Annotated in this window: 31 protein-coding genes; 24 read left to right on the forward strand and 7 right to left on the reverse strand. The window is 61.6% G+C overall.

The window, feature by feature from the left end; all coding sequences use genetic code 11:
* Nucleotides 1–104: 104 nt before the first annotated feature.
* Nucleotides 105–1004: a DUF2189 domain-containing protein gene (locus tag BUA38_RS18405; RefSeq protein WP_072819936.1), complete on the reverse strand. Its 900-nt coding sequence runs from the start codon at nt 1002–1004 to the stop codon at nt 105–107.
* A 487-nt stretch (nt 1005–1491) separates the two neighbouring features.
* Between BUA38_RS18405 and BUA38_RS18410 the strand changes: the two genes are divergently transcribed.
* The 8 genes from BUA38_RS18410 (at nt 1492) to BUA38_RS18445 (ending at nt 7129) form a co-directional block, all read left to right on the forward strand.
* Nucleotides 1492–2328: a cytochrome c oxidase subunit II gene (locus BUA38_RS18410; RefSeq protein WP_072819938.1), complete on the forward strand. Its 837-nt coding sequence runs from the start codon at nt 1492–1494 to the stop codon at nt 2326–2328.
* Nucleotides 2329–2400: 72 nt separating this feature from the next.
* A complete protein-coding gene (gene ctaD / locus BUA38_RS18415) occupies nt 2401–4176 on the forward strand; it encodes a cytochrome c oxidase subunit I (RefSeq protein ID WP_072819940.1) in 1776 nt (591 codons plus the stop codon).
* Nucleotides 4173–4877 carry a cytochrome c oxidase subunit 3 gene (locus BUA38_RS18420; protein WP_072819942.1) on the forward strand — a complete coding sequence of 235 codons (705 nt, stop codon included), beginning with the start codon at nt 4173–4175 and terminating at the stop codon, nt 4875–4877. Before ctaD ends, BUA38_RS18420 begins: the two co-directional genes overlap by 4 nt.
* A gap of 13 nt (nt 4878–4890) precedes the next feature.
* The gene (locus BUA38_RS18425; protein WP_072819944.1) at nt 4891–5613 is read left to right on the forward strand and encodes a heme-copper oxidase subunit III family protein; all 723 of its coding nucleotides are present in this window, start codon (nt 4891–4893) and stop codon (nt 5611–5613) included.
* Nucleotides 5614–5622: 9 nt separating this feature from the next.
* Entirely contained in the window at nt 5623–6030 is a 408-nt protein-coding gene (locus BUA38_RS18430; RefSeq protein WP_072819946.1) for a cytochrome C oxidase subunit IV family protein, read from the forward strand.
* 36 nt (nt 6031–6066) lie between these two features.
* A complete protein-coding gene (locus tag BUA38_RS18435; RefSeq protein WP_072819948.1) occupies nt 6067–6360 on the forward strand; it encodes a GYD domain-containing protein in 294 nt (97 codons plus the stop codon).
* A 74-nt stretch (nt 6361–6434) separates the two neighbouring features.
* A complete protein-coding gene (locus tag BUA38_RS18440) occupies nt 6435–6644 on the forward strand; it encodes a hypothetical protein (RefSeq protein WP_072819950.1) in 210 nt (69 codons plus the stop codon).
* A 221-nt stretch (nt 6645–6865) separates the two neighbouring features.
* Entirely contained in the window at nt 6866–7129 is a 264-nt protein-coding gene (locus BUA38_RS18445) for a hypothetical protein (RefSeq protein ID WP_072819952.1), read from the forward strand.
* Between the two features lie 132 nt (nt 7130–7261).
* Here the strand turns inward: BUA38_RS18445 and BUA38_RS18450 are convergent, their stop codons facing one another.
* Both BUA38_RS18450 and BUA38_RS18455 read right to left on the reverse strand, forming a co-directional pair.
* Nucleotides 7262–7738, reverse strand: a complete 477-nt coding sequence (locus BUA38_RS18450; protein WP_072826221.1) for a hypothetical protein — start codon at nt 7736–7738, stop codon at nt 7262–7264.
* 214 nt (nt 7739–7952) lie between these two features.
* Nucleotides 7953–8933: a Bug family tripartite tricarboxylate transporter substrate binding protein gene (locus BUA38_RS18455; RefSeq protein ID WP_072826222.1), complete on the reverse strand. Its 981-nt coding sequence runs from the start codon at nt 8931–8933 to the stop codon at nt 7953–7955.
* Between the two features lie 291 nt (nt 8934–9224).
* On the opposite strand from BUA38_RS18455, the gene BUA38_RS36785 reads away from it, so the two are divergent.
* Both BUA38_RS36785 and BUA38_RS18460 read left to right on the forward strand, forming a co-directional pair.
* Nucleotides 9225–9401 (forward strand): hypothetical protein, encoded by a 177-nt coding sequence (locus BUA38_RS36785; RefSeq protein ID WP_156898573.1) that lies wholly within the window; start codon nt 9225–9227, stop codon nt 9399–9401.
* A gap of 375 nt (nt 9402–9776) precedes the next feature.
* The gene (locus tag BUA38_RS18460; protein WP_425304923.1) at nt 9777–11618 is read left to right on the forward strand and encodes a long-chain-acyl-CoA synthetase; all 1842 of its coding nucleotides are present in this window, start codon (nt 9777–9779) and stop codon (nt 11616–11618) included.
* 4 nt (nt 11619–11622) lie between these two features.
* Here the strand turns inward: BUA38_RS18460 and BUA38_RS18465 are convergent, their stop codons facing one another.
* Nucleotides 11623–12498, reverse strand: a complete 876-nt coding sequence (locus BUA38_RS18465) for an acyl-CoA acyltransferase (RefSeq protein WP_072819953.1) — start codon at nt 12496–12498, stop codon at nt 11623–11625.
* Nucleotides 12499–12601: 103 nt separating this feature from the next.
* Here BUA38_RS18465 and BUA38_RS18470 point away from each other — a divergent pair, with 103 nt between their 5' ends.
* The 4 genes from BUA38_RS18470 (at nt 12602) to BUA38_RS18485 (ending at nt 16230) form a co-directional block, all read left to right on the forward strand.
* Entirely contained in the window at nt 12602–12847 is a 246-nt protein-coding gene (locus BUA38_RS18470) for a phosphopantetheine-binding protein (RefSeq protein ID WP_072819955.1), read from the forward strand.
* Nucleotides 12834–14219 (forward strand): class I adenylate-forming enzyme family protein, encoded by a 1386-nt coding sequence (locus BUA38_RS18475; RefSeq protein ID WP_072819957.1) that lies wholly within the window; start codon nt 12834–12836, stop codon nt 14217–14219. Before BUA38_RS18470 ends, BUA38_RS18475 begins: the two co-directional genes overlap by 14 nt.
* Nucleotides 14212–14940 (forward strand): SDR family NAD(P)-dependent oxidoreductase, encoded by a 729-nt coding sequence (locus BUA38_RS18480; protein WP_072819959.1) that lies wholly within the window; start codon nt 14212–14214, stop codon nt 14938–14940. Before BUA38_RS18475 ends, BUA38_RS18480 begins: the two co-directional genes overlap by 8 nt.
* A gap of 135 nt (nt 14941–15075) precedes the next feature.
* Nucleotides 15076–16230: a DUF3095 domain-containing protein gene (locus BUA38_RS18485; protein ID WP_072819962.1), complete on the forward strand. Its 1155-nt coding sequence runs from the start codon at nt 15076–15078 to the stop codon at nt 16228–16230.
* Between the two features lie 16 nt (nt 16231–16246).
* Here the strand turns inward: BUA38_RS18485 and BUA38_RS18490 are convergent, their stop codons facing one another.
* Both BUA38_RS18490 and BUA38_RS18495 read right to left on the reverse strand, forming a co-directional pair.
* A complete protein-coding gene (locus BUA38_RS18490; protein ID WP_072819964.1) occupies nt 16247–16696 on the reverse strand; it encodes a DUF2147 domain-containing protein in 450 nt (149 codons plus the stop codon).
* 59 nt (nt 16697–16755) lie between these two features.
* Complete coding sequence (locus BUA38_RS18495) at nt 16756–17307, reverse strand: GNAT family N-acetyltransferase (RefSeq protein ID WP_072819966.1); 552 nt, start codon at nt 17305–17307, stop codon at nt 16756–16758.
* 117 nt (nt 17308–17424) lie between these two features.
* Here BUA38_RS18495 and BUA38_RS18500 point away from each other — a divergent pair, with 117 nt between their 5' ends.
* From BUA38_RS18500 to BUA38_RS18545, 10 genes are all read left to right on the forward strand, one after another.
* Nucleotides 17425–18021 carry a superoxide dismutase gene (locus BUA38_RS18500; RefSeq protein WP_072819968.1) on the forward strand — a complete coding sequence of 199 codons (597 nt, stop codon included), beginning with the start codon at nt 17425–17427 and terminating at the stop codon, nt 18019–18021.
* Between the two features lie 185 nt (nt 18022–18206).
* On the forward strand, nt 18207–18584 hold the full coding sequence (gene crcB, locus BUA38_RS18505) for a fluoride efflux transporter CrcB (protein ID WP_072819970.1): 378 nt from the start codon (nt 18207–18209) through the stop codon (nt 18582–18584).
* Between the two features lie 53 nt (nt 18585–18637).
* Nucleotides 18638–18832, forward strand: a complete 195-nt coding sequence (locus BUA38_RS18510; protein WP_072819972.1) for a hypothetical protein — start codon at nt 18638–18640, stop codon at nt 18830–18832.
* A 2-nt stretch (nt 18833–18834) separates the two neighbouring features.
* The gene (locus tag BUA38_RS18515) at nt 18835–19593 is read left to right on the forward strand and encodes a metal ABC transporter ATP-binding protein (protein WP_072819974.1); all 759 of its coding nucleotides are present in this window, start codon (nt 18835–18837) and stop codon (nt 19591–19593) included.
* A gap of 3 nt (nt 19594–19596) precedes the next feature.
* Entirely contained in the window at nt 19597–20466 is an 870-nt protein-coding gene (locus BUA38_RS18520) for a metal ABC transporter permease (protein ID WP_072819976.1), read from the forward strand.
* A gap of 8 nt (nt 20467–20474) precedes the next feature.
* Nucleotides 20475–21347, forward strand: coding sequence for a metal ABC transporter substrate-binding protein (locus tag BUA38_RS18525; protein ID WP_072819978.1), 873 nt, complete (start codon nt 20475–20477; stop codon nt 21345–21347).
* A gap of 53 nt (nt 21348–21400) precedes the next feature.
* Nucleotides 21401–22459: a CobW family GTP-binding protein gene (locus tag BUA38_RS18530; RefSeq protein ID WP_072819980.1), complete on the forward strand. Its 1059-nt coding sequence runs from the start codon at nt 21401–21403 to the stop codon at nt 22457–22459.
* A complete protein-coding gene (locus tag BUA38_RS18535) occupies nt 22456–23472 on the forward strand; it encodes a WD40 repeat domain-containing protein (protein WP_072819982.1) in 1017 nt (338 codons plus the stop codon). Before BUA38_RS18530 ends, BUA38_RS18535 begins: the two co-directional genes overlap by 4 nt.
* Nucleotides 23473–23588: 116 nt before the next feature.
* Nucleotides 23589–23915 (forward strand): hypothetical protein, encoded by a 327-nt coding sequence (locus tag BUA38_RS18540; RefSeq protein ID WP_072819983.1) that lies wholly within the window; start codon nt 23589–23591, stop codon nt 23913–23915.
* A 155-nt stretch (nt 23916–24070) separates the two neighbouring features.
* A complete protein-coding gene (locus tag BUA38_RS18545; RefSeq protein WP_072819984.1) occupies nt 24071–24811 on the forward strand; it encodes an acetoacetate decarboxylase in 741 nt (246 codons plus the stop codon).
* A 12-nt stretch (nt 24812–24823) separates the two neighbouring features.
* On the opposite strand, the gene BUA38_RS18550 is transcribed toward BUA38_RS18545, so the two are convergent.
* Nucleotides 24824–25576: a hypothetical protein gene (locus BUA38_RS18550; RefSeq protein WP_156898574.1), complete on the reverse strand. Its 753-nt coding sequence runs from the start codon at nt 25574–25576 to the stop codon at nt 24824–24826.
* Nucleotides 25577–25649 lie beyond the last annotated feature (73 nt).

Raw genomic sequence — 25649 nt, forward strand, 5'->3', positions numbered from 1 at the left:
TGACGCGATCCGGACGGCGAATTCGTGACTGCACAGATGGCAAACGATGCGGTCGCCGGTTCCACCGGACACAGTGACCGTGCGACCGTTCGTTGATGCCCTGGCTAGCGTTCGCGGCTCCACGGGAAGAGTGAGGCCGGGAAATCTGCCGCGTAGCGGTGACCGATCGGCGGGGAAGGCTCTTCTTGCGGGGGATTCGGGTCGGGCTCCACCACCTTCCTATAAAGATGCCAGGTGGCATGGCCGAGCACCGGCAGAACGACGGCGAGACCGACGAAGAATGGCAGCGAACCCACGGCCAGCAATACTGCGACAATCAATCCCCATACGGCCATCACAAATGCATTCTCCTTTACGGCCTGCAGCGACGTCCGGACTGCGTCGATCGCAGACGCATGCCGGTCAAGCATCAACGGAAACGACACAACACTGACGCACAGGGCCACCACGGCGAACAGGAAGCCGACGCCGCATCCGACGATAATGAGCGACCAGCCTTCCGGAGTCGTCAACACGCGCTTCGCAAAATCAGGGATGCTTGCGGCCGGAGCATTGCCGAAGGTTGCGACATAGATCGCGTCCGCGGCGGCGATCCAGATCCCGAACAGAACGAGCAGAAGGGCGCCAAGTTCGAGAATGGCACCGAAAGACGGTGCACGCAGCACATCCGTTACGTGCCACGCCGCGGCTTCCTCGCCGCGTTCGCGGCGGCGGCTGAGTTCGTAGAGGCCGAGCCCGGCGAAGGGACCAATCAGGGTGAAGCCGGCGGCCAGCGGAAATAGCAGCGGCAGCACCGAATAGCCAAGGACAAGTCTGAACAAGACCAGTCCGATAACTGGATAGATCACGCAGAGGACAACGGCGTGCGTCGGAATGGCCTGAAAGTCTTCCCAACCCAGGCGCAGCGCGTCCCTCAGGTCGGAGAGGCCAATTTTGCGAACGACATATGTGGTAGAGACGCCGAAGAATTGCAGTTTCGGCCTCGCGAAATACTGTGTGGCCATGGCCCGGTCTCCTTGCTCGTGGTCGCAGGGGAGAGCGCGCCTTCGAGTCGCGCGCAATCTGCCTCATGCGCGAAAATCGCGACTGAGTCCGGCCCCGGTTCAGCGAAAGGAGCTTTGCCGGACGACACCTGTCGCGACCGGTGCAATGAGCTTAGCGCGATTGAAGCAAGATAGCACGCCCCGTTGGATGAATTGTGCGTCTGCACAGGTTGCTTGTTGCATTGCATCACTAAACCATCGGCGCCGGCCCGTGCCCGCCAGCGAGCAGGCCTCTTCTATTGACGCCAACCTCGAAGGGGACCACATTCGCAACGCCCAACTCCGATGAGGTCAGCGGTCGTAACGTACATCCGTTGAGCCTTGACGTCGCGACCGTCTGGATGGGCGAGGCAACAGCCACGACGCTGACGAGTGCAAGTCAGCCATCGCGACAGATGTGTGCTCCGCCCTTCGTATCCTCGGCCTTTAGCGGCAAGGATGGCGAGAGATGGCTGTAGCATTCGCACTGCTCCTGGTAGCGATCGCCTCGGTGCTGTTTCACCTCTTCAGCCCCTGGTGGTGGACACCGCTTGCCTCAAACTGGCAATACATCGACGACACGATCACCCTGACCTTCTGGATCACCGGGGCCGTTTTCACGGCAATCGTCACGTTCATGGCCTATTGTGTCTTCCGCTTTCGTCACAAGAACGGAACGCGGGCAGCCTACGAGCCCGAAAACAAGAAGCTCGAATGGTGGCTCACCATCGGGACTGCAATCGGTGTCGCAGCCATGTTGGCGCCCGGGCTGGTCGTCTGGCACCAGTTCGTCACAGTTCCGGCCGGTGCAACCGAGGTCGAGGTCGTGGGACAGCAATGGATGTGGAGTTATCGGCTTCCCGGAAAGGATGGCCGGCTCGGCACCTCCGACGCGCGCGATGTTAGCTCCGACAATCCTTTGGGATTGAATCCCAACGATCCGAACGGGAAAGACGATGTCGTCATTCAAGGCGACGACTTGCACCTTTTGGTCGGGAAACCGGTGAAGGTGTTGCTCCGCTCGATTGATGTCCTGCATGATTTCTATGTGCCGGAGTTCCGCGCGAAGATGGATATGATACCGGGCTCGGTCACATATTTCTGGTTCACGCCCACCCGCACCGGAACATTCGAGGTTCTCTGCGCCGAACTTTGCGGCGCCGCGCATTCGCAGATGCGGAGCAAGGTCGTCGTTGACGACGAGAAGGACTATCGCGCGTGGCTGGACAAGCAGCGGACGTTCGCGGAGTTGTCAGGCCAGCGCAACGTCGCGAAGGCAGCGTACAAGACTGATACTGGCAAATAAACATGCCGACGAGGATCGGCCGGATATGAGGCGAACTCGTCGCTGAGCAGAAGACCAAGGAGGGTATTCCGGATGGTCGATGTCCCGTTTGACACAGTCGCAGGTGTTCCGCCCGCCGAAGTGAGCGAGGTCGAGCTTTATCATCCGAGAAGCTGGTGGACGAGGTACGTCTTTTCGCAAGACGCCAAGGTTATCGCCATCCAGTACTCGATCACGGCGATGTCTATCGGAATGGTTGCGCTGGTGCTGTCATGGCTGATGCGGCTGCAACTCGGATTCCCCGGCACGTTTTCGTTCATCGATCCGAACCAGTATCTCCAGTTTATCACCATGCACGGCATGATCATGGTGATCTATCTTCTCACCGCGTTGTTCCTCGGCGGCTTCGGCAACTACCTCATCCCATTGATGGTTGGCGCCAGGGACATGGTCTTCCCTTATGTGAACATGCTGAGCTACTGGGTCTACCTGCTCGCGGTCGTGGTGCTGGCTTCGACTTTTTTCGTGCCCGGCGGGCCCACTGGCGCCGGCTGGACGCTGTACCCGCCGCAAGCGATTCTCTCCGGGACTCCCGGGCAGGATTGGGGCATCGTTCTCATGCTGGCCTCCCTGATCCTGTTCATCATCGGATTCACCATGGGCGGGCTGAATTACGTGGTGACGGTGCTACAGGCGCGCACGCGCGGCATGACATTGATGCGCATGCCCTTGACGGTGTGGGGCATCTTCACGGCCACCGTGATGGCGCTGCTCGCCTTCCCGGCGCTGTTCGTCGCCTCGGTGATGTTGCTGCTCGACCGCCTGCTGGGAACCAGCTTCTTCATGCCCACGCTGGTCGAGTTGGGCACGCTGACGAAATATGGCGGTGGCAGCCCGATCCTGTTCCAGCATCTGTTCTGGTTCTTCGGGCATCCCGAAGTCTACATCGTCGCATTGCCGGCCTTCGGCATCATTTCCGATCTGATCAGCGTCCACGCGCGGAAGAACATCTTCGGCTATCGCATGATGGTTTGGGCCATCGTCGGGATCGGTGCGCTGAGCTTCGTGGTGTGGGCACACCACATGTATGTGAGCGGCATGCACCCGTATTTCGGGTTCTTCTTTGCCACCACGACGCTCATCATCGCGATCCCGACCGCGATCAAGGTTTACAACTGGGTGCTGACCCTTTGGCGTGGCGACATTCATCTCACCATACCGATGCTGTTTGCGCTGGCGTTCATCATCACGTTCGTGAATGGCGGCCTGACCGGCCTGTTTCTGGGCAATGTGGTTGTGGACGTGCCGCTGTCCGACACGATGTTCGTTGTCGCGCACTTCCACATGGTGATGGGCATTGCGCCGATCATGGCGGTGTTTGGCGGAATTTATCACTGGTATCCGAAAGTCACCGGACGGATGCTCAATGAGGCGATGGGACGATTCCACTTCTGGGTCTCGTTCCTCGGAGCCTATGCGATTTTCTTCCCCATGCACTATCTGGGCCTGCTCGGCATGCCCCGCCGCTATCACGACATCGGCGAGACCGCCTTCGTCCCCGCATCCGCCCATGACCTCAATGCCTTCATGAGCGTGGCGGCCTTGATCGTCGGCTTCGCCCAGCTCGTGTTCCTGTTCAATCTGATCTGGAGCCTGTTCAAAGGAAAAGAGGCTGGCAGCAATCCCTGGGGAGCCGCTTCGCTGGAATGGCAGACACCGCAGACCCCGCCGGGGCATGGCAACTGGGGCAAGGAACTCCCCATCGTCTATCGCTGGGCCTACGATTACAGCGTGCCCGGCGCCGCCAGGGACTTCGTGCCGCAAAATGAACCGCCGGCCGGATTGGTGGCGCAGGGAGCCCACCCGTGAGTGCCATCATCCTGTTCATGGCTGGAATAGCCGCAATTGCGGGCTGGTGGCTCTCACAGCAGCGGCTGACAGCCAAGCCCTGGCTGGAGGAAGGGCTGATCGTGGATTTTCGCGAACAGAATACGTCGTCCCTGCCACCGGCGAAAATCGGATTGGGCGTGTTTCTTGCGGTCGTCGGTTCGTTGTTCGCACTCTTCATCAGCGCCTACTCCATGCGCATGAATCTGGTGGACTGGCGGACACTGCCGGTGCCGGCGCTGTTGTGGTTCAACACCGGCGTCCTGGTCATAAGCAGCGCGGCATTGCAATGGGCCTACATGGCCGCGCGCCGCGGCGATATCGACGGCATAGCCGTCGGACTGTGCGCCGGTGGCGCGTCCGCTATTACATTCCTTGTCGGGCAACTACTGGCGTGGCGCCAGCTGAATGGTGCCGGGTACTTCCTGGCATCCAATCCAGCCAATTCGTTTTTCTACCTGATCACCGCCGTGCACGGGTTGCATCTGGTGGGCGGCCTGGTGGCGCTCGGCAGAACGGCCGCCAAGGTATTGCGTGGCGCCGAGGCGAGCCAAATTCGCCTGAGCGTGGAACTCTGCACTATCTACTGGCACTTCCTGCTGTTGGTCTGGCTGGTCCTGCTCGGCCTGTTGACGGGCTGGACAGACAATTTCGTCGATATCTGTCGCCAGTTGCTGAGCTAGGGAGGACAACCAGGTGGCAGAAACGGCGCTGACAAACAACATTGAAGCCGCGGCGCGGCCTGCAGGTTGGCGAGGCATCGCCGCCGACTGGTCCTCGGATCAGCGCGCCTTCAAGAACGTTTCCTGGGGGAAGGCCATGATGTGGATCTTCCTCCTGAGCGACACCTTCATCTTCAGCTGTTTCCTGCTGTCGTACATGACGGCGCGAATGTCGACGACCGTGCCGTGGCCCAACCCCAGCGAAGTCTTCGCCCTCAATATCGGGGGCAAGCAGATCCCGCTCATCCTGATCGCCATCATGACCTTCATCCTGATCAGCAGCAGCGGGACGATGGCGATGGCCGTCAATTTCGGTTATCGCCGGGATCGCGCCAAGACCGCAGCCTTGATGCTCGCCACCGCGGCATTCGGCGCAACGTTTGTCGGAATGCAAGCCTTCGAATGGACCAAGCTGATCATGGAGGGCGTGCGGCCCTGGGGCAACCCGTGGGGCGCAGCGCAGTTTGGTTCATGCTTCTTCATGATCACCGGCTTCCACGGCACGCACGTGACCATAGGCGTGATCTTCCTGATCGCCATCGCACGAAAGGTCCTTCGCGGTGACTTCGACGTCGAGCGGCCTGGCTTCTTCACGAGCCGGAAGGGGTACTACGAGATCGTCGAAATCACCGGCTTGTACTGGCACTTCGTCGATCTTGTCTGGGTCTTCATCTTTGCCTTTTTCTATCTCTGGTGAGGTTCGCGCATGACAAACGCAGCGGTACATGTGGAAGGGCAGGCAACACAACATGCGCTACACGCCTATGGGCATGAGGCCGTCGCATCAGGAGCCACGCACACAACGGGTCAGCAGCACCCGATCAAGCTCTATCTCGTGGTCTGGGGATGGCTGTTCGTTCTCAGCACCTGCTCCTATCTTGTCGACTTCTTTGGTATCCATGGCCATCTCCGATGGTCGCTGATCCTGTTGTTCATGGTGCTGAAGGCCGGCCTGATCGTCGCTGTGTTCATGCACATGGCCTGGGAGCGGTTGGCGTTGGCCTACGCCATCCTGTTGCCGCCGGTGCTGGTGCTGGTTTTTGTAGGGATCATGGTGTTCGAGTCCGACTATACGCATCTGCTCCGGGTCGTGTTCTTCGCGCCAACGGCTTAGCTACCATTGCTTCGTGCCAAGAGGAGGAGGACGGTTATGACAGCCTATGTCATGCTTGCAAATTGGACCGAGCAAGGCATCCTGAAGGCGAAGGACTCGCCACGTCGTCTGGACGCTGCGAAGAAAGCTCTCAAAGAGATGAGCGGCGAGATCAAGTCCTTCTACCTGACCATGGGTGACTACGACATGGTCGTGATCATCGAAGCTCCGGACGACGCTGTCGCGGCGCGTTTCAGCCTGCAGCTGGGGATGCTGGGAAACGTCCGGACGCGCACGCTGAAGGCGTTTCCCGAAGCAGCTTATCGGGAAATCATCAACTCGCTGGGCTAATCGGTTCGGGGACGGTGCCGGCCGGAACAAGTTCGCCAGGACGCCGTAGCGGCGCAAGGCATGGAGGTTTGTGGATGCAATTTACCGTCGGGTTTAAACTAAAGGGAAAAGCAGACCATGTCGTCCTGAATGCACAGGACGCGCTCGCCGCCGCGCTGAAGGTAAATGCAGAGTTTCCGGAAGCCGTCATCATGTACGTACGTCCCCAAAACCGGCGCGGCGACACACGTCATCCGTCACATGCGATTTGGCCAGCGGACCCTGCCTCATCGGGGACCGCATAAGAGCTCCCGAACAGGCAGGTAGGGACGCGGCCGAGATCGCGAATACGCGGTTTTCCGGAAAACGCCGGCAATCGCGAAGCAATCACGAAAAACGGCGTTGTGATTGAGGTTGAATCACCCTCGTTTGAATCGGCGCGCCGGAACGTGTGTCGTCATCATGGGGTTCTTGGCTGTAGGAAAAGTCACGAGGAGGGGTTCACCACATTAAGATGGAAAACCCTATGATCAATATCAAAGCACTTAGCGCTGTCGCGCTCGTAACCGCAGCTCTCTCGGGCCCGGCCTTCGCCCAGGATGAGGAAGCGACTGCTCCGCAGAAGCCGGTCCACGCGCTCCGTCACTACCGTCATGCTTACAACCAGGTGCAGGGCCCGAACTTCATCGCTCCGCGCGCCTCGGAAAACGGCCCCTACTTCGACGCGGAAAGCTTCGATCGTTCGCGCATCGGCGACCACGATGCGGATTTCAACCCGCCCGGCAACTAACCTTCGGCTCGTTCCGGTATAGAAATACGACAGAACGCCGCTACGGCGGCCTGGCTCATGCCGGGCCGCTGTTGCTTTTTCAACGGAAGAACAAAGACGCCTTTCGATCCGGATCGCCCCGACCGCCGGTGCTCAAGTGTCGCTGGCCGCCTTCTTTCGGGCGACGATGCCGGCGGCAATCTGCAAGGCCGCCCCGGCCGCCCAGGCCAGACCAATCAAAATCGCTGAGGCGCGATGTGGGCTCTCGTCCAGAACGATACTTGATACCGAGATCACGGCTGCGACCGCGGCGATGAATGTACCGGCCGCACTCAACAGTTCGACGGTGTCGGCCTTTGAGCCGAGGCCGTGACGCAACGGCAAGTGCATCTCGTGATCGACAGGCGGATGCGGCAGATCGATGCCGAGATAAAAACCCGCCGCGCCGATAATCATCATCGCGAAGACGGGGGTAGCCGAGCCGATCAGTTCGATGTCGGCCCGTCCGATATGCGCGGCGACGAACAGGCCGCACGACCCTCCGGTCAGCGCCAGCCCGATTCGCTCAAGGATGTGCGCCAACCTGGAGATCGTCGAGCGGGCGTCCCAAGGGGCTCTGCGGCTGATCATGCGGTCCGATACCGGTTCGTATCGTTGACTAGTGCCGCCCATTTGAAGTTCCTGCACCACAAGCGGCGAATTCGATCCAGGAACTTCAAATAGAAAAGCGGCACTAGGATCAGGATAGTCCGGCGTTTCCGCGTCGGCCACTGAAAAAGGGCGGTTAGAGCTCCGATTCCGAGGTTCGCATGATATGGCGGCGGCCTCTGATACGAGCCTGGCGCTACTCTTTGTGCTGGCCGGAAAGCTCCACGACCTTGCGCCAGCGCTCGGTCTCTGTCGCCAGCATGTCGCCGAACCGGCTGGCGCTGCCGGTTATGGCAATGGCGCCAAGCTCGGCAAATCGTTGCCTGATGACGGGGTCTTCATGCGCGGCGTTGATCTCCTTGTTCAGGAGATCGATGACCGCCGCCGGCGTCCCTTGCGGGGCGCCGACGCCATAGAACGAACTTGTCTCAAATCCCGGCAGTGTGTCTGCGATCGGCGGCACGTCCGGCAAAGTTTCGGAACGCTCCCGTGTTGTGACGCCGAGCGCACGCAGTTTCCCGGATCTTACGAATTCAAATGATGAAGTGACGTTGTCGAACATGCCTTGGATCTGACCCGCCATTACGTCGGTCAAACCCGGCGCGGAACCGCGGTAGGGCACATGGACGAACCGAACGTTCGCCATGGCCTTGAACAGCTCGCCGGAAAGATGCAGCGAAGTGCCGATACCGGATGAAGCGATGCTGAGCTTGCCGGGGTTGGCTTTCGCATAGGCGACGAAATCCGCAACGCTGCGGACCGGAAGCTCGTTGTTGACGACAAGCACCAGTGGAATACGTGCTGCGCCGGCAACCGGCGCGATTCCTTTCAGGAAGTCATACGGCAATGTCGGGTCGAACGAGGCGTTGATCGCGTTGGCGGTGCTTGTGAGCAACAGCGTATATCCATCCGGCGGCGAATTGATCACGGCCTGCGTGCCGATATTGCTCCCGGCGCCCGGTTTGTTCTCCACGATAAAGGTTTGACCGAGCCGATCCGACAGGCGCTGACAAATCAAGCGCGACAGCACGTCGGTCGCGCCGCCGGCGGCGTAGGGAACTATCCAGCGTACGGGATGGGACGGGTAAGGCACACCTTGCGCCGAGGCGTTCGTCCGGACGCCAAGCCAGGCCAGGCAGGTTGTCGCTGAACGAAGAAGTTGCCGTCTGTCGATCAAGGCAGCCTCTCGGAAATGATCGAAACCGACTCCGTAAGAATCGGGGGGTGAGATTGCGGGAACCGGCATCATCGCGAGAAAATTTCTACGCGTCCATAGCGGCTTATCTGACCTGCGCCGCAATTTTGATCAATCGCCGCCGCGCGTTTGATCAGGCCTTTGCTTAAGAACCGTTAACCAGTTTGGGGGAGAATCACCTACAAGATTCCCGAAAGGGAATTAGTGCGGCGAATTTGAAGTTCCTATCGGTTTCGCTGCGCGCTTGCGAACTTCGGAATCGGAACTCCAGTCATGGCGAAATTTGCGATTGGCGAACGCGTTGAAAAGACGAGCGACGACCATAAGGCCGGCATCGTCATTGCGATCTTCCCGACCACGGACGGCAACTACCGCTACGCCGTGGACATGGAAGGCTACGGTGCGCTCCAGTTCTTCCCTGAAGAAAAACTGGTTGTTCACGCCGGATAGGTTTTGAATCTATTTCCGATACGGCAGCGGACTCTCTTGCTGTGTGCCGGCGAACGAGCGCGTGCCCGCTTCGTTGATTTTTCATTGCGCCAATTCGCTCAATCTTAATGAGTTGACTTCACTGTTCGCCAGCAAACCCGAGCACCGGGCTTTCTTGCGTACGGAGGTACTGCGAATACCTCGCTGAAGTAACCGACGGCGATTTGATCCCATCATTTCCGGACACCGGCAGTCGAATCTCCGTTCTCAGCGGAAAGCCGACGAACCCGCTCGCATTCCTGCGGGCGGGTTTTCGCGTTGCGGGCACGCGCTTAACCCTGCCGATTAACACCTGGAAAGGCCTCGACGGTTATAAATAGCCATCACGCAGGAAAATTGTCAGCGATGAGCGCGGGCGTCATTGAGCACACGACAGCCGAACGGCCTGTGGCAGCGCCGCGGCCGCCCGGCAAACCGTCCACCGCCAGGATCTGGCTGAAAGCGATCGAGCGCACCTCTCGCATCGAGGCCAATCCGAACCGGCTGTTCGCCGATCTCATCGAGGAATGGGCTTCGCGTCAGCCGGATCATCTGGCGCTGTTGTCGGATCGCGAGAGCCTCAGCTATCGGCAACTAAACGAACGCATCAACCGCTACGCGCGCTGGGCGCTCGCGCAACGCATCGGCAAGGGCGAGACCGTCTGTCTCTTGATGTCGGGGCAGCCGGATTATCTCGCCGCCTGGCTTGGCCTCAGCAAGGTCGGCGTCGTCGCCGCGCTGATCAACACCAGGCTCGTGGGACCGTCGCTGGCGCATTGCATTGATGTCGCGGCAGCGTCTCACGTCATTGTGGGGCAAGACCTCCAAGCAGCGTTCGAGGAGGTCAGTCCCCGCCTGAAGCGGACGCCGAAAGTCTGGCGGCATGGTGCGAACGGAGACGAGACCGATCTCCGGACGGCGCTCGCCGGTTTCGATGCTTCATCGCTGAGTTCAAGCGAGCGGGGTGATGTCACCATCAACGATCGCGCGCTTCTGATCTACACATCGGGCACCACGGGCCTGCCGAAAGCGGCCAGCATCAGCCACCGCCGCATCCAGAACTGGGGCGGCTGGTTCACCGGGCTGACCGGCGCGTTGCCTGAAGACCGGCTGTTCAATTGTCTGCCGCTGTTTCACAGCGTCGGCGGTGTCGTCGCGCCGTGCAGCATGCTGGCGGCCGGCGCATCGGTCGTTCTGTCCGATAAATTTTCCGCCGGCACCTTCTGGCGCGACGTGGTGCGCTGGGACTGCACGCTGTTCCAGTATATCGGAGAGCTGTGCCGCTATCTTCTTAAAGCGCGCCCTTCCGACCTTGAAAGGCAGCATCGGCTGCGGCTTGCCTGCGGCAACGGTCTGCGCGGCGACATCTGGGAAGAGTTTCAGGCGCGGTTTTCGATCCCGCAAATCCTGGAATTTTACGCGGCGACGGAAGGCAATTTCTCGCTCTACAATGTCGAGGGCAAGCCCGGCGCGATCGGCCGGATACCGCCGCTGTTGGCGCATCGCTTTCCGGCCACCATCGTTCGGATCGACCCGGAAACGTTGACGCCGCTGCGGAACGCCGACGGCCTGTGCGAAGCATGCGCCGTTGGCGAGGCGGGCGAGGCCGTGGGTCGGATCGGGACCGCGGACGATGCCGGTGGCCGCTTCGAGGGCTATACCAACTCGGCCGATACCGAGAAGAAGATCCTGCGCGACGTGTTCGCCAGGGGCGACGCCTGGTTTCGCACCGGCGACCTGATGAAGATCGACGAAGCCGGCTTCTTCCACTTCGTCGATCGCCTCGGCGACACCTTCCGCTGGAAGGGCGAGAACGTCGCGACATCGGAGGTGAACGAGGCGATTTTGGAGTGTCGAGGCGTGACCGACGCCACGACTTACGGCGTTCAGCTCACAGGCGCCGATGGCCGCGCCGGCATGGCCGCGCTCGTCACCGATGCGAGTTTCGATCTCGCCGAATTCAGCGCGCATCTCGCGCGGCTGCTGCCGGCCTACGCTTGCCCGGTCTTTGTTCGTCTCAGCGCCACGTTGGACAGCACCGAAACGTTCAAGCAGAAGAAGCAGGACCTGATCCGCTCGGGTTTTGATCCACGCACCGTTACGGATCCCTTGTTCTTTCGGGACCCGAAGTCCGGCGCTTTCTTAGCCCTCGATGCCGATCAATATGCCAAGGTAGTGCAAGGCATCATTCGTCTCTAACGCTTCACATGCCGTAAATTGCCAGTTCCGTGTCGGCGAGATCGCCGAGTCTCGGCTGACGCGGGCCTTTGAAATATTTGCGGCCGCGCGCCTCGCTGTAGATGTCTGCAAGGCCGGCGATCGGGCCATTGGCGTCCGCGATCACGATCGGGCAGCCGCGCCAGACCAGGTGACGTCCGATCGCACCCGCACACCTGACATAGTCGGCGATCTCGCGGCAGAAGCCGAGTTGAAGCGCCGGCAGCGGGATGATCCCGCGGCGCTTTCGCAAGCGGAAGAAAACGAACGGAATGACTTCGGTGTCACTGCGGCAAACCAGGCTGAGGCAACCGTAGCCGGCGTGGCGCCTGAGCAGTTCGAGTTCGTGGTCGGGGAGGCCCGCGATCGCTGTCGTGTCCGCCGTGATGGTCTCGACGCGCATGCCGCCTCGATTACGCGACAGTCCCGGAAGCGAAAAGGAGAGACCGCGGCAGTAGACCTTGAATCCCTGCGCTTCGAGTATAGGCCATGTCGGCGTCGCCGGCGTCACGTTGAAGTAAGTCACGTCCTTGCGTTTCTGCGTCATCGTGGCAAACAGCGCGGCGTAATTGCGGAACTCCGAATCGACGTACCAGCTTGAGTTGTTGCAACAGACAACAGTCTCGCCGTCGATCGTTTTGGTCGAATAGATCAGGAGCAGGCAACCGACCGGCTTGCCGTCGTGTTCCATCAGATAGCCGTAGCGTGGCGCGTTCGCCGGCAGCGATCGCGCGCCCTGCCGTTTCAGGCCGGCCATCCAGTACTGACGGCTGCGATGCACGAAACCCCGAGTCAGAAGGTCGGCGATCGCATCGACGTCGCTCTCCTGAATCTCGCGGAACCGCGGCTGGACGGCAGGCATGGTGTTTACCAATGGACTCAAAAGATCGTGCAAGCGTGGGGGTTAGTTCATCTTTTCGCTCTATCATGGACTCTCAAAATTTTATGAGAATGCGGAGCAATCCATGTCGGTAAGGTTAAAGATTATTGCAGCGATCCAGCAGATCGCCGCCGAGCAGCATGTCAGTCTTCCGCCGCTGGAAGACAGACTGTCGCTCCATGAAACCGGCTTCGACTCGCTCGCGTTTGCGATCCTGGTGGCAAGACTGGAAGACGATCTTGGCATCGATCCGTTTACCATCTCGGCGGATGCAAGCTTTCCTCTCACGATAGGCGATTTCATTAAGGCCTATGAAAATGTCCCCGCGTGAAATCTTCGCGCTGCGTGACTATCTCGATCCCGGCCTGGGCGGCCGCACGATTTCGGATGCGCGCCATTCGGCGTCCCTGACGGACATCGCCGGGCAGACCTGCCTGAAAGGCCGGCTCGCCGAACTCTCCGGCCGCTCGGTGCTGCTTGCCGTGACTAGCCAGTTCCTTACCGGTCTCGTCATGCTCGAGATCGACGGGATTGCGCGGCGCATGCTGCTCTGCCCGCCGGATCTCAATGCCGACCATCTCCAGGCCATCGTCGAAGACGCGGAAATTGATGCCGTCGTCACCGACCAGCCGGAGCGTTTTGCAGGTTTCGGAATTGCATTGGTCGTCACATCAGGCGAAGAACTGGAGGCCGGGCCGCGTGCCCGGACCGAGCGCGCCACCGAATGGCTGATGCTCACCTCCGGTACGCTGGGTTTGCCGAAAATTGTCGGCCATACGCTCGAAGGCCTGACCGGCGCGATTGCGGCCGACACTCCGGCCCGCGGCGTCCGGCCGATCTGGGCGACGTTCTACGATATCCGCCGCTATGGCGGCTTGCAGATTTTCCTGCGCGCGGTGATCGGCGGCGGCTCGCTGGTGCTGTCCGAGCCCGGTGAGGCGCTCTCCAACCATGTCGCGCGCCTCGACGAAAAAGCCGTCACGCATATTTCCGGTACGCCCTCGCACTGGCGCAAGCTCCTGATGAGCGGCGCGGCCTCGGCATTTTCACCGAAGTATGTCCGTCTCTCGGGCGAGATCGCCGATCAGGCGGTGCTCGACGGTCTACAGCAGGCCTTTCCTGACGCCTCGATCGGCCACGCCTATGCGTCGACCGAGGCCGGCGTCGGCTTTGCCGTCAACGACGGGCTTGAGGGTTTTCCCGCCAGCATGATCGGGACCAACCGCGACGGCGTCGAGATGAAGGTCGTGGACGGTTGCTTGCAGATTCGCTCGCGCCGCGCCGCACATGCCTATGTCGGCCGCCACGCCGCAGCACTGACGGACGGAGATGGCTTCGTAGACACCGGCGACATGGTCGAATTGCGCGGCGATCGCTATCACTTCGTCGGCCGCCGCGGCGGCATCATCAATATCGGGGGCTTAAAGGTTCATCCCGAAGAGATCGAAGCGGTGATCAACCGGCACGACTCCGTGCGCATGTCGCGCGTCAAGGCGCGCAAGAGCCCGATCACCGGCGCTATCGTCGTCGCCGATGTCGTCCTTGCCGACGGCAGTGATGCGAGCCGGGGCGACGAAATCAAAACCGGCATCATCGCCGATTGCCGCGCACACCTCGCGCCCCACAAGGTGCCTGCCATGATCAAGTTTGTCGACAAGCTCGACATCACGGCGGCCGGAAAGCTCGCGCGATCAGATGCGTAATGTTCTCCTGACAGGCGGCAGCCGCGGCATCGGGCTTGCGATCGCGCAAAGGCTCGCGGTCGCCGGCTATCATGTGATCGCGGTCGCGCGCCGCGAAAGCGACGATCTGCGCGAGGCGGCTGCGGCGAAAGGCAATGGCCGCATTTCGTTTCGCGCCTTCGATCTCAGCGACGTCGACGGCATTCCTGTTTTCGTGAAAGGCTTGCGCGACGAATTTGGCGCGATCTACGGCCTCGTCAACAATGCCGGCCTCGGCACCGAAGGCCTGCTCGCGACGATGCACAACAGCGAGATCGAGGCGCTGCTGCGCCTCAACGTGTTGTCGCCGGTCATCCTGACCAAATATGTCGTGCGCCACATGATGGCGGATGGCACAGGCGGTCGCGTCGTCAACATGTCCTCGATTATCGCCTCGACCGGCTATAACGGCCTGTCGGTCTATGGCGCGACGAAAGCGGCTGCGACCGGTTTCACGAGATCGCTGGCGCGCGAGGTCGGCAAGCTCGGCATCACCGTGAATGCGATCGCGCCAGGTTTCATCGATACAGAACTGACGCACAACCTGGGACCTGAACAGCGCCAGCGTATTGCCGGCCGCAGCGCGTTGCGCCGCTTGCCGGAGACCGACGATGTGGCCAGCATGGTCGAATACCTCCTGGGCGAGGGCGGCCGCAATATCACCGGCACGGTTCTGACCGTGGATGCCGGAAATACGGCCTAGTGCCGCCGATATAACTTCACGGATGCCCGTGACGATTTGACCCGGTCAGCGGACAATACGCTGAACCTATTATCCCGATCGCTTCGTATCTTCCCGCAAAACCTGTCAACCAAAACCTGTCAACGATGGCGCGCCATGAATTCACAGAGCGGCAGCGACAGATTCTACGGCACCGTGAAGGTGTTCCGGGGCTTTACGCGGCTGATGGAGCCACAGCTCTATTCGCCGTTACCCGACGACTGGAGCATCGGGGTCGCTGATATCGTTGGATCTACCAAGGCGATTGCTCAGGCGCGCTACAAGGCGGTGAACATGGCGGGAACGGCCGTCATTGCCGCCGTCACCAACGCGCTTGAGGGCCGCGAATTTCCGTTCGTGTTTGGCGGCGACGGCGCAAGTTTTGCGGTCGGGCCCGACGACCTTGAGCGTGCGCGAGAGGCACTGGCCACAACGGCCACCTGGGTGAGCGAAGACCTCGATCTCGCGATGCGGGTGGCGCTGGTGCCGATCGCTGCGATCCGTGCGCAGGGGCTCGATGTGCGCGTGGCGCGCTTTGGCCCGTCTGCCAACCTTTCCTATGCGATGTTTTCGGGCGGTGGTCTCGGCTGGGCGGACGCCGCCATGAAGCGCGGCGAGTTCGCGGTCGCGCCTGCGCAGCCCGGCTCGCATCCGGACCTCTCCGGGCTTTCATGCCGGTTCGAGGAAATACCGGCGGTGCGCGGGCTCATTCTCGCCGTGCTGGTGATGCCGGTGGAGGGCGCCGATCCCAAAGCCTATCGCAAGCTGATCGAAGACATCGTTGCGCTGGTCGAGCGCAGCCCCGATCAGGGACGGCCGGTGCCGCCGGGCGGGCCGCCGCTGCGCTGGCCGCCCGCAGGCGTCGAATTCGAGGCGCGGGCACAGCGCGGAGGGTCATTGTTCAAGCGGCGGCTGGGCGTATTCGCCTGGACCCTGTTTTATTATTTTATTATGCGCTTCGGCATCAAGGTCGGAGGCTTTGTGCCGGAAGTCTATGTGCAGCAGGTGGTCGAGAATTCCGACTTCCGCAAATACGACGACGGCCTGCGGATGGTGCTCGATTGCACGCCGGAGCTCGAGCAGGCGCTGAGTGCACGCCTGGCCGCGGCGTCATCGGCCGGCGTCGCAAGATATGGCTTGCACCGGCAAGACGCGGCGATGATGACCTGCTTCACGCCCGCAGCGACGCGAAGCGACCACGTCCATTTCATCGACGGCGCACGCGGCGGCTATGCGTCAGCGGCTACCGCGTTGAAGACAGCGCTGCCGTGATTCTGATTTCGCATCGCTAATGCGAGCTTCGGCTCCAGTCTTCGCCGCCGCAGAGGCCGGCGCCGACGCATCCCTCAACCTTCAGCGTCGCAGGTCCGGTGACGGAAATCTTGCTCGCATAGATCTTGCCGTCATCGGCGTTGTAGATCTGGCCCGCCCATTGGTTGGGCCCGGTCGGATGCATCCCCGAAAACAGCGAAAGCCCGATAATGGGCCGTTTGGCGAGCGCCGGATTGGGGTTCTTGTCGTCGACCTGCGGCTTTCCGGTCGCCGGATCGATCGGCTCCCTCAGCCAGACCACCACGCCGCAAATTCCCGCACCACACTTTGAGACGCGCACTTTTGCATCCCCTGCCTGGGTCAGCCAGATGCCATCCGGGCCACCAACAGCACTTTGCGCCGTGGCGGGCGCTGCCATAAACAACGCCGCCACGATCGCGACGACGAATTCAAACCTGCACGACATTTATATCTCTCCGGAAACGGCGGGCATGCATAGCAACAAAAAGCCGGCGCGCAAATCCGTCACCACGGCAGACCACACATGTCGAGCGTGCCGAGCGTCGGCGCGCGCCGCTTCAGATCGAGCACGAACGGTGCCATGGCCTCGAAGCGGATTTTGCCGGCCGGCTGTTCGGCATAAACCGTCCCGGTAAACGGATGCCAGCCCCGCGATTGATAGAATGCGAAGTTGTGCGATTCGCAGAACAGCACGGCGAATTGGGCGGCATCGTGGTGGCGCATCGTCTGGACGGCGGCCTCGAGTGCGATACTCGCGTAGCCGCGGCGGCGGTGGCCGGGGTGCGTAGCGACCTGGCCGACACCGCCGACATGCACCTTCTGGCCATTCCATGTGACGGTCCTGAAGAAAATACCGGCATGGCAGACCAGCCCGCTGTCGGGATCGTCGACCATCACGCGCAAATCAGGATCAGCCCATGTGATGTGGGCCCAGCCGGGCTCGTTCTCATTCCCTTTCTCACGTCTTTGGGCGTCGTGAGGCTCGATTTGCTGGAACAGAGTTTCGGCTTGCGGCCGGGAATGCTCGCCATTCAGGACTTCGATTTCGATGCTCATGCGTGCCCGGAATGCGACCGACGGGTTGATCGGGGGAATTTCAGTGTCTAAGTGGGTAGGAACCTTCTATAAGGGTTCCCGTTAGAAATTGTACCCCACCAGTTCGGACATGACCCCATGACCTTCACGCTCCCCGACCTTCCTTATGCCCATGACGCTCTCGCGCCGTATATGTCGAAGGAAACGCTGGAATTTCACCACGACAAACACCACCAGGCCTATGTGACCAACGGCAACAACCTGCTGAAGGGCACCGAGTTCGAGGGCAAGTCCCTGGAGGAGATCGTCAAGGGCTCATTTGGCAAGAATGCCCCGCTCTTCAACAATGCGGGCCAGCATTACAACCACATCCATTTCTGGAAATGGATGAAGCCCAATGGCGGCGGCAGCAAATTGCCCGGCCGTCTCGAAAAGAAGATCAATGAGGACCTCGGCGGTCTCGAAAAATTCAAGACCGATTTTGCCGCCGCCGGCGTTGGCCAGTTCGGCTCCGGCTGGGCCTGGCTGTCGGTGAAGAACGGCAAGCTCGAAATCTCCAAGACGCCCAACGGCGAAAACCCGCTGGTGCACGGCGCGACCCCGATCCTCGGCGTCGATGTCTGGGAGCATTCCTACTACATCGATTATCGCAATCGCCGTCCCGACTATCTGAAGGCGTTCGTCGACCATCTCGTGAACTGGGAACACGTCGACGAGATGTTTTCGAAGGCCTGATCTCTCGGTTATCTCTGGCGAAAAGCGGCAGCCTCGCGGCTCGCCGCTTTTTTGTTGCCGTTTGCCGGTTAGTACCGCCGACGGCGTGCGAAACTTCGGAAAAGTGGGCACTAGTGGCGCTTGCGAGCCGCGCGCCCTTGCGGCAAAGCTGCTGTTGCCGGCAGCTTTGCTTTGGGAATTCTGCGATGAACTATCTTCTGGTTTTTATCGGCGGGGGCCTTGGCTCGTGCCTGCGCCACATCGTCAACGTCACCTGCCCACGCTTCCTCGGCACCAATTTCCCGTACCACACCTTCATCATCAACATCACCGGCTCGACCGTCATGGGCCTGATCGCGGGCTATCTCGCTTTCAAGGGTGATGCCGCCCAGTCCTGGCGGCTGTTCCTGATGACCGGCATTTTGGGCGGCTACACCACGTTTTCGGCATTCTCACTCGATGCCGGATTGCTCTATGAGCGCGGGGAACTCGGGCTTGCGGCGCTTTATGTGCTGGGGTCGGTGGTGCTGTCGATCGTCGGCCTGTTTGCCGGGCTTGCCTTGGTAAGGTCGCTGGTGGCCTGACCTCAAGCCGCCCGCTCATGGACACCCCAAATGTTATAATATAACATTTGGGGATGGTAACGACCCATTCCCATGGCCCCGATCACGGCCATTCGCATCACCACCCCCATAGCCATGGTCCGGCCGCGCCACACCCGGCGCAGGCGGTCACCTGGTCGATTTTGCGGATGACGGTTCTCGCTCGCTTTGCGGCCGCTGCCGCCGTCAGCGCCGCGCTTTGGGCCTTCATCTGGCTGGCGATGAACTGAAGATGCAGCCGCTCGTGCAATTCCGCGATGTCACGCTCGGCTATGATCGTCACCCGGCCGTGCATCATTTGAACGGCGAGGTGGCGCCTGGCGCCTTGCTCGCCGTCGTCGGGCCGAATGGCGCCGGCAAATCGACGCTGTTTCGGGGGCTCGTCGGAATCCTCAAACCGCTGTCGGGCTCGGTCCTGACCGGCGGAATCGACCCCAAGGATATCGCCTATCTGCCGCAGACCGCCGACATCGACCGCAGCTTCCCGATTTCGGTGTTCGACTTCGTTGGCACCGGACTGTGGCGGCAGACGGGATTCTTCGGCGGCATCGGCAAAGGGGCGCGCGAAAAGATCGGCCGCGCGCTCGGGTCGGTGGGTTTAAGCGGATTCGAGAACCGCGGCATCGGCACGCTGTCAGGCGGCCAGATGCAACGCGTGCTGTTTGCGCGGGTGCTGTTGCAGGACGCGCGCCTCATCGTGCTCGATGAGCCCTTCAACGCGATCGACGCCAAAACCTCGGCCGATCTTCTGGCGCTGGTCCGGCAGTGGCATGCGGAGGGACGCACCGTGCTGGCCGCGCTTCACGACATGGAACTCGTGCGCGCCCATTTTCCGGAGACGCTGTTGCTGGCGCGCGGCAAGGTCGCCTGGGGCGCGACATCAGAGGTGCTGACCGCGGACAATCTCGCCGAGGCGCGGCGGATGTGCGAGGCCTTCGACGATCACGCGGTTGCCTGCGTGGCCGAAGAAGACAGTTCGAAGGCCGCCTGAGCGATGATTTACGACGCGCTGATCGCGCCTTTCCTCGAATTCGAATTCATGCGCCGGGCGCTCGCCGCCGTGGTCGCGCTCTCGCTTGGCGCAGCTCCGATCGGCGTGTTCCTGATGCTGCGGCGGATGAGCCTCGTCGGCGACGCGATGGCGCACGCCATCCTGCCGGGGGCGGCGGTCGGCTTTCTGCTGTCCGGCCTCAACCTGTTCGCGATGACGGCGGGCGGGCTGATCGCCGGATTTGCGGTGGCGCTGCTCGCGGGCGTGGTCACGCGCGTCACCGATCTGAAGGAAGACGCTTCGCTTGCGACCTTCTATCTCGCCTCGCTCGCGCTCGGCGTCACTATCGTCTCGGTGAAAGGTACCAACATCGATCTCCTGCATGTGCTATTCGGCAATATTCTGGCGATGGACGACCAGACGCTGCTCGTGGTCGCTTTCAACGCCACGCTCACGCTGGTCGTGCTCGCGGTGATCTATCGTCCGCTGGTCATCGAGAGCGTCGATCCGTTGTTCCTGCGCACCGTCAGCCGCGCCGGCAGCATCGCGCATCTGACGTTTCTGGCGCTCGTTGTCGTTAATCTCGTCAACGGCTTTCAGGCGCTGGGCACGCTGCTGGCGGTCGGTTTGATGATTTTGCCCGCAGGCATTGCGCGGTTCTGGTCGCGCGAACTGACCGGTATGATCACGATCGCGGTGGCGAGCGCGATTCTGTCGGGCTATGCCGGACTGGTGCTGTCGTTCCAGACCCGCATTCCCTCCGGGCCCGCAATCATCCTGGTATCGGCCGTGCTCTATGTGGTCTCGATCCTGTTCGGCAACGTTCGGGGCGTGGTCCGGCAGCTCTTTCCCGCACCCCATCTCGAGGCGTGAGGCGCGCCATGCGATGCTGGCGTCTTCTGTTGGGATTGGCGTTGTCGCTCGGCGCGAGCCCGTTGCACGCGCAAGCCCGGCTGAACGTGGTGGCGAGCTTTTCGATCCTCGGTGATTTCGTCAAGAATGTCGGCGGCGATCGGGTCGAGGTCACAACGCTGGTGGGGCCCGACGGCGACGTGCATGTCTATACGCCGACGCCGGCCGACGTGCGCAAGATTGCCGACGCAAAACTGCTCGTCATCAATGGCTTTGGCCTCGAAGGCTGGCTGCCGCGGCTGCTTCAGGCTGCGAGCAGCAAGGCCACCATTGTCACGGCAACGATGGGCATCGCGCCGCTCAAGGCAGGCTCCGATGCCGATCCGCATGCCTGGCAGTCGGTCGCCAACGCCGAAAAATACGTGGCCGATATCCGCGACGCGCTCGTGGCCGCCGATCCCGTGGATGCGGACGTTTTTCGTCAAAATGCGAAAACCTATCTGGCAAAGCTCGAGGCGCTGGACGGCGAGGTGCGGCAGGCGATCGGCCAGATCCCGGAAAGCCGCCGCAGGATGATCTCGACCCATGATGCCTTCGGCTATTTTGCCGCCCGCTACGGCATCGCGTTCATTGCCCCGGTCGGCGTCTCGACCGAGGCCGAGCCGAGTGCGCGCGACATCGCCAGAATCATTGGCCAGGTCAAAGCCGAGCACATCCCGGCGGTCTTCCTGGAGCGGATCGGCGACCCCCGCCTGATGCGCCGGATTTCGGAGGAGACGGGGGCCAAGGTCGGCGGGACGCTGTATTCCGACAGCCTGACCGACGAAAAGGGCGAGGCCCCCACTTACATTGATATGGTCAGGCACAATATAAGGACGCTGACCAGCGCGCTTGCAAATTAGGCCGAAACGGCCTTCCTTTCAGCGACGCAAATACCGTTTCCCGCGGAGTTGTTATGTCGGAAGTGACGTCCCAAAAAATCCCCGTGACCGTGCTGACGGGCTATCTCGGCGCCGGCAAGACCACGCTGCTCAACCGCATCCTGTCGGAAAATCACGGCAAGAAATACGCCGTCATCGTCAATGAATTCGGCGAGATCGGCATCGACAACGATCTGATCATCGGCGCCGACGAAGAAGTCTTCGAGATGAACAACGGCTGCGTCTGCTGCACGGTCCGTGGCGACCTCGTGCGCATCCTCGATGGCCTGATGAAGCGCAAGGGCAAGTTCGACGCCATCATCGTCGAGACCACGGGCCTCGCCGATCCCGCGCCGGTCGCGCAGACCTTCTTCGTCGACGAGGACGTGCAGAAGAATGCCCGGCTCGATGCGGTGGTGACGGTTGCCGACGCCAAATGGCTCAGCGACCGGCTGAAGGATGCCCCGGAAGCCAAGAACCAGATCGCCTTTGCCGACGTGATCGTGCTCAACAAGACCGATCTCGTCTCCAAGCCCGAGCTCGCCGAAGTCGAGGCACGGATCAGGGGCATCAACCCCTACGCGAAACTCCATCGCACCGAGCGTTGCAAGGTGGCGCTGTCCGATGTGCTGGAGCGCGGAGCGTTCGACCTCGACCGCATCCTGGAGATCGAGCCCGATTTCCTGGAAGAGGACGATCATCACCATCACGATCATGACCACCATCACCATGATCACGACCATCATCACCACGACCATGGTCACGGCCACGGCCTGAAGCACTATCACGACGAGGACATGCAATCGCTGTCGCTCTCGACCGAGAAGCCGCTCGATCCGTCGAAGTTCATGCCATGGTTGCAAAACCTTGTCGCGAGCGAGGGCCAGAAGATCCTGCGTTCGAAGGGCATCCTTGCCTTCCACGACGATGATGAGCGTTACGTCTTCCAGGGCGTCCACATGATGCTGGAAGGCGATCACCAGCGGCCATGGAAGGACGCGGAGCCGCGCGTCAGCCGTCTTGTCTTCATCGGCCGCGAATTGCCGGAAGCGCTGATCCGCGAAGGCTTCGAGAGCTGCATCGTCAAGCAATGACCGATTTCGAACCGGGCGAATCCGCTTCCATCGTTTCCGTGACTGACAAGGTGCGCGCGCTTGCGATTGGCGCGTCGGTGAGCGCTGTGCACTTTCTCGGCGATCAGGCCGCCTTTGTCGGCTCGGAAGAAAATATCTTCGTGGTCGCGGGCGAGGCAGAGCCCGCCGCTGTTGCCGTGCATGGCGGTGGCATCCTGTGCGCGACCTCTGATGGCAAGCGCATCGTCACCGGCGGCGATGACGGCAAGGTCGCCGCGCTCGATGGCAAAGGCGAGGTCACGGTGCTCGCGACCGACGCCAAGCGGCGCTGGATCGATAACGTCGCGCTTCATCCCGACGGCGCGGTGGCGTGGTCAGCCAGCAAGACCGCCTTCATCCGCAGCGGCAAGGATCAGGAAAAATCGCTAGACGTGCCCTCGACTGTCGGCGGGCTTGCGTTCGCGCCAAAAGGACTGCGGCTCGCGGTCGCGCACTATAACGGCGTGACGCTGTGGTTTCCAAACATGACGGCGACGCCGGAATTTCTGCCGTGGGCCGGCTCGCATCTGGCGGTGACGTTCAGTCCGGACAACAAGTTTCTGGTCACCGCGATGCATGAGGCGGCGCTGCATGGCTGGCGGCTTGCCGACAACCGGCACATGCGCATGACCGGCTATCCCGGCCGCGTCCGCTCGTTCGCATGGAGTGCAGGCGGCAAGGCGCTCGCGACCTCGGGCGCCGACATGGTCATCCTATGGCCGTTCGCGAGCAAAGACGGCCCGATGGGCAAGGAGCCGGCGATGCTGGCGCCGTTGAAGGCGCGCGTCTCCGCGGTCGCTTGTCATCCGGATCAGGCTATCCTCGTCGCGGGCTACAGCGACGGTACCGTCTTGATGGTGCGAATGGCCGATGGCGCGGAGATCCTGGTCCATCGCAACGGCGGTGCCGCGATCGCAGCGCTCGCCTGGAACGCCAAGGGCACGTTGCTGGCCTTTGCTGCCGAAGACGGCGAAGCCGGTATTCTGGAGCTCTGATTTCCATCCCGGTTCCCGGCCGAGCGGTAGCTAATGTCAAATTCACTCCACCGGGTTCCCGGAACAACGCTTCTCAGCGCCCGTTAGCGCCACGAACCATTTGTGGACGATGAGCGATGTTGAACGATCGAAAACGCCGGGCGGATTTTTTCATTGCCTCCGCCATGCTGGCGTCGGGGCTGATGCTGACGGGTTACTCCATGGTGTCCGTCGCCCAGACCACCCGCGTTCATCTGGCGCAGGCCACGCCGCCGGTGCAGTCTCAACCGGCGCCCGCGGACAATGACAAGCCTGCCGAATCCAAGCCCGGCGGCACGCGCCCGACCACGCCGGCGCCCGAGCCGGCGCGACCCGGCACGCAGGCGCAACAAGAAGGCGCCAAGCCCGCGCTTCCGCCCGCGCCGCCTGAGAAGATGGCGCCGCCGATACAGCAAAAGCAGTGATGGAGATTAGCCGCGGCGCGTGAGTGTCCTGGTTTGCTTGCGCCCTGAGCAGGGGCCGGTGCCTTTTCTTTCGTCTCGTTTGTGTCACCTTGTTGCCTCATGCTGCGCCAACGCGCGCGAGGCGAGTGACGAAATAGACGGCGAAAGGGGCAATCATGAAGATCGAGGATGTCCGGCGAAACGCCTATTCCATGCCGCTCACGAATCCCGCCTTTCCGCCGGGCCCCTACCGCTTCTTCAACCGCGAATATTTCATCATCACCTATCGCACCGACCCGGAGGCGCTCGCCGCCGTCGTGCCGGAACCGCTCGAAGTCACCGAGCCGATCGTCAAATACGAATTCATACGCATGCCCGACTCGACCGGGTTCGGCGATTACACCGAAACCGGCCAGGTGATTCCGGTGCGCTTCAATGGCGAGGAGGGCGCCTACACGCATGCGATGTATCTCGACGATGAAGGGCCGATCGCGGGCGGCAGGGAGCTGTGGGGATTTCCCAAGAAACTGGCGCGGCCCAAGATCGAGGTCGAAAGCGACGTGCTGGTCGGCACCTTGCATTACGGCTCCGTGCTCTGCGCTTCGGCGACCATGGGCTACAAGCATCGCGCCGTGGATCACGACACCGTTTTGAAAGGCATGAAGGCGCCGAATTTTATCCTCAAGATCGTGCCGCATGTCGACGGCAGCGCGCGGATTTGCGAGCTGGTGCGCTTTCATCTCGAGGACATCACGCTGAAGGACGCCTGGACCGGGCCGGCGGCGCTCGGCCTGTTTCCGCATGCGCTCGCCGATGTCGCGCGCCTTCCCGTGCGCGAGGTGATCTCGGCGCTGCATTACAAGGCCGATCTCACGCTCGGACTGGGAAGCGTGGCGTTCGATTATCTGGCGAAGTGACGTCCGCGGCGATCAGTCACCAAAGAAGCCGAACCGCGGCGGCTCGCGAACCATGCGCGGGCCGTCGTCGTCTCCGAACCATTCGAAATGGCGCGGGCGAGAGCGGAAACGCGGCGCCTCGTGTCGCTCGATGACCTCATCCACGACGCTGCCCCGCGGCATCTGCCGGACCACATTGGTCGCCTCGTCCAGCCGGCGCTCGTCCTGATCCTGACGACGCCTGCGATCCGAGAACTTGCGGTCATCGGGCTTCCGCTCGTCCGCGCGTCGGCGAGTGGTGTCCCTGTTCGGTTCGACCGAACGAGAAACATCTGAACGCGAAACGTCCGGGCCCGGGTCGGGCGCGCGGCCGACTGTGGTGCGTTCGTTCTTTGCGGGAGCCGTGTCGTCGCTCCTGGCGACGGGCGACGGTGACTGGTTCTTCGCCGCAGGCGAAGGCGCGGGTTGTTCATGGACATTCGCCGTTGCGTCCGTCTTGGTTGCATCGGCTTTGGCCGCGGCCGGAGGTGCTGGCTGCGGTTGTGGATCGGCCGCCGGGGCAGGGGGCGTGGCGGCTGTGACCGGCGTGGACGGCGTTTCCTGTGGCGCAGGCTTTGCCGTGTTGGCCTGTTCCGCGGGAACGACGGTGCCAACAGCGACGCGCTCCAGCCTGTTCGGTGGCTGGACCGTGCTGGTTGTGATCATGGAGCCGCCGGCAAATCCGACTGCGATCGCGGCGAAGGCCGTTCCAATGCCAAAAAAATAGGACGATCCGCTGAAAGCCATGTCGTCTCCTCCGATTTCGTCGGAGCAACGCGGCATGGCTTCGGGCGTTCCTGCCCGCTTCCAAATGCGGCCG

Source organism: Bradyrhizobium erythrophlei, assembly GCF_900142985.1.
Taxonomy (GTDB): Bacteria; Pseudomonadota; Alphaproteobacteria; order Rhizobiales; family Xanthobacteraceae; genus Bradyrhizobium; species Bradyrhizobium erythrophlei_B.

Excerpts from the sequence above, each read along its gene's own strand:
- BUA38_RS18450 (WP_072826221.1), bottom strand. The coding sequence starts at position 7,738 with ATGATCAGCCGCAGAGCCCCTTGGGACGCCCGCTCGACGATCTCCAGG.
- BUA38_RS36785 (WP_156898573.1), top strand. The coding sequence starts at position 9,225 with ATGGCGAAATTTGCGATTGGCGAACGCGTTGAAAAGACGAGCGACGAC.
- BUA38_RS18520 (WP_072819976.1), top strand. The coding sequence starts at position 19,597 with ATGATTTACGACGCGCTGATCGCGCCTTTCCTCGAATTCGAATTCATG.
- BUA38_RS18535 (WP_072819982.1), top strand. The coding sequence starts at position 22,456 with ATGACCGATTTCGAACCGGGCGAATCCGCTTCCATCGTTTCCGTGACT.
- crcB (WP_072819970.1), top strand. The coding sequence starts at position 18,207 with ATGAACTATCTTCTGGTTTTTATCGGCGGGGGCCTTGGCTCGTGCCTG.
- BUA38_RS18510 (WP_072819972.1), top strand. The coding sequence starts at position 18,638 with ATGGTAACGACCCATTCCCATGGCCCCGATCACGGCCATTCGCATCAC.
- BUA38_RS18475 (WP_072819957.1), top strand. The coding sequence starts at position 12,834 with ATGTCCCCGCGTGAAATCTTCGCGCTGCGTGACTATCTCGATCCCGGC.
- BUA38_RS18545 (WP_072819984.1), top strand. The coding sequence starts at position 24,071 with ATGAAGATCGAGGATGTCCGGCGAAACGCCTATTCCATGCCGCTCACG.
- BUA38_RS18440 (WP_072819950.1), top strand. The coding sequence starts at position 6,435 with ATGCAATTTACCGTCGGGTTTAAACTAAAGGGAAAAGCAGACCATGTC.
- BUA38_RS18430 (WP_072819946.1), top strand. The coding sequence starts at position 5,623 with ATGACAAACGCAGCGGTACATGTGGAAGGGCAGGCAACACAACATGCG.
- BUA38_RS18410 (WP_072819938.1), top strand. The coding sequence starts at position 1,492 with ATGGCTGTAGCATTCGCACTGCTCCTGGTAGCGATCGCCTCGGTGCTG.
- BUA38_RS18485 (WP_072819962.1), top strand. The coding sequence starts at position 15,076 with ATGAATTCACAGAGCGGCAGCGACAGATTCTACGGCACCGTGAAGGTG.
- ctaD (WP_072819940.1), top strand. The coding sequence starts at position 2,401 with ATGGTCGATGTCCCGTTTGACACAGTCGCAGGTGTTCCGCCCGCCGAA.
- BUA38_RS18530 (WP_072819980.1), top strand. The coding sequence starts at position 21,401 with ATGTCGGAAGTGACGTCCCAAAAAATCCCCGTGACCGTGCTGACGGGC.
- BUA38_RS18465 (WP_072819953.1), bottom strand. The coding sequence starts at position 12,498 with ATGCCTGCCGTCCAGCCGCGGTTCCGCGAGATTCAGGAGAGCGACGTC.
- BUA38_RS18500 (WP_072819968.1), top strand. The coding sequence starts at position 17,425 with ATGACCTTCACGCTCCCCGACCTTCCTTATGCCCATGACGCTCTCGCG.
- BUA38_RS18550 (WP_156898574.1), bottom strand. The coding sequence starts at position 25,576 with ATGGCTTTCAGCGGATCGTCCTATTTTTTTGGCATTGGAACGGCCTTC.
- BUA38_RS18490 (WP_072819964.1), bottom strand. The coding sequence starts at position 16,696 with ATGTCGTGCAGGTTTGAATTCGTCGTCGCGATCGTGGCGGCGTTGTTT.
- BUA38_RS18470 (WP_072819955.1), top strand. The coding sequence starts at position 12,602 with ATGTCGGTAAGGTTAAAGATTATTGCAGCGATCCAGCAGATCGCCGCC.
- BUA38_RS18515 (WP_072819974.1), top strand. The coding sequence starts at position 18,835 with ATGCAGCCGCTCGTGCAATTCCGCGATGTCACGCTCGGCTATGATCGT.
- BUA38_RS18445 (WP_072819952.1), top strand. The coding sequence starts at position 6,866 with ATGATCAATATCAAAGCACTTAGCGCTGTCGCGCTCGTAACCGCAGCT.
- BUA38_RS18435 (WP_072819948.1), top strand. The coding sequence starts at position 6,067 with ATGACAGCCTATGTCATGCTTGCAAATTGGACCGAGCAAGGCATCCTG.
- BUA38_RS18540 (WP_072819983.1), top strand. The coding sequence starts at position 23,589 with ATGTTGAACGATCGAAAACGCCGGGCGGATTTTTTCATTGCCTCCGCC.
- BUA38_RS18525 (WP_072819978.1), top strand. The coding sequence starts at position 20,475 with ATGCGATGCTGGCGTCTTCTGTTGGGATTGGCGTTGTCGCTCGGCGCG.
- BUA38_RS18480 (WP_072819959.1), top strand. The coding sequence starts at position 14,212 with ATGCGTAATGTTCTCCTGACAGGCGGCAGCCGCGGCATCGGGCTTGCG.
- BUA38_RS18405 (WP_072819936.1), bottom strand. The coding sequence starts at position 1,004 with ATGGCCACACAGTATTTCGCGAGGCCGAAACTGCAATTCTTCGGCGTC.
- BUA38_RS18495 (WP_072819966.1), bottom strand. The coding sequence starts at position 17,307 with ATGAGCATCGAAATCGAAGTCCTGAATGGCGAGCATTCCCGGCCGCAA.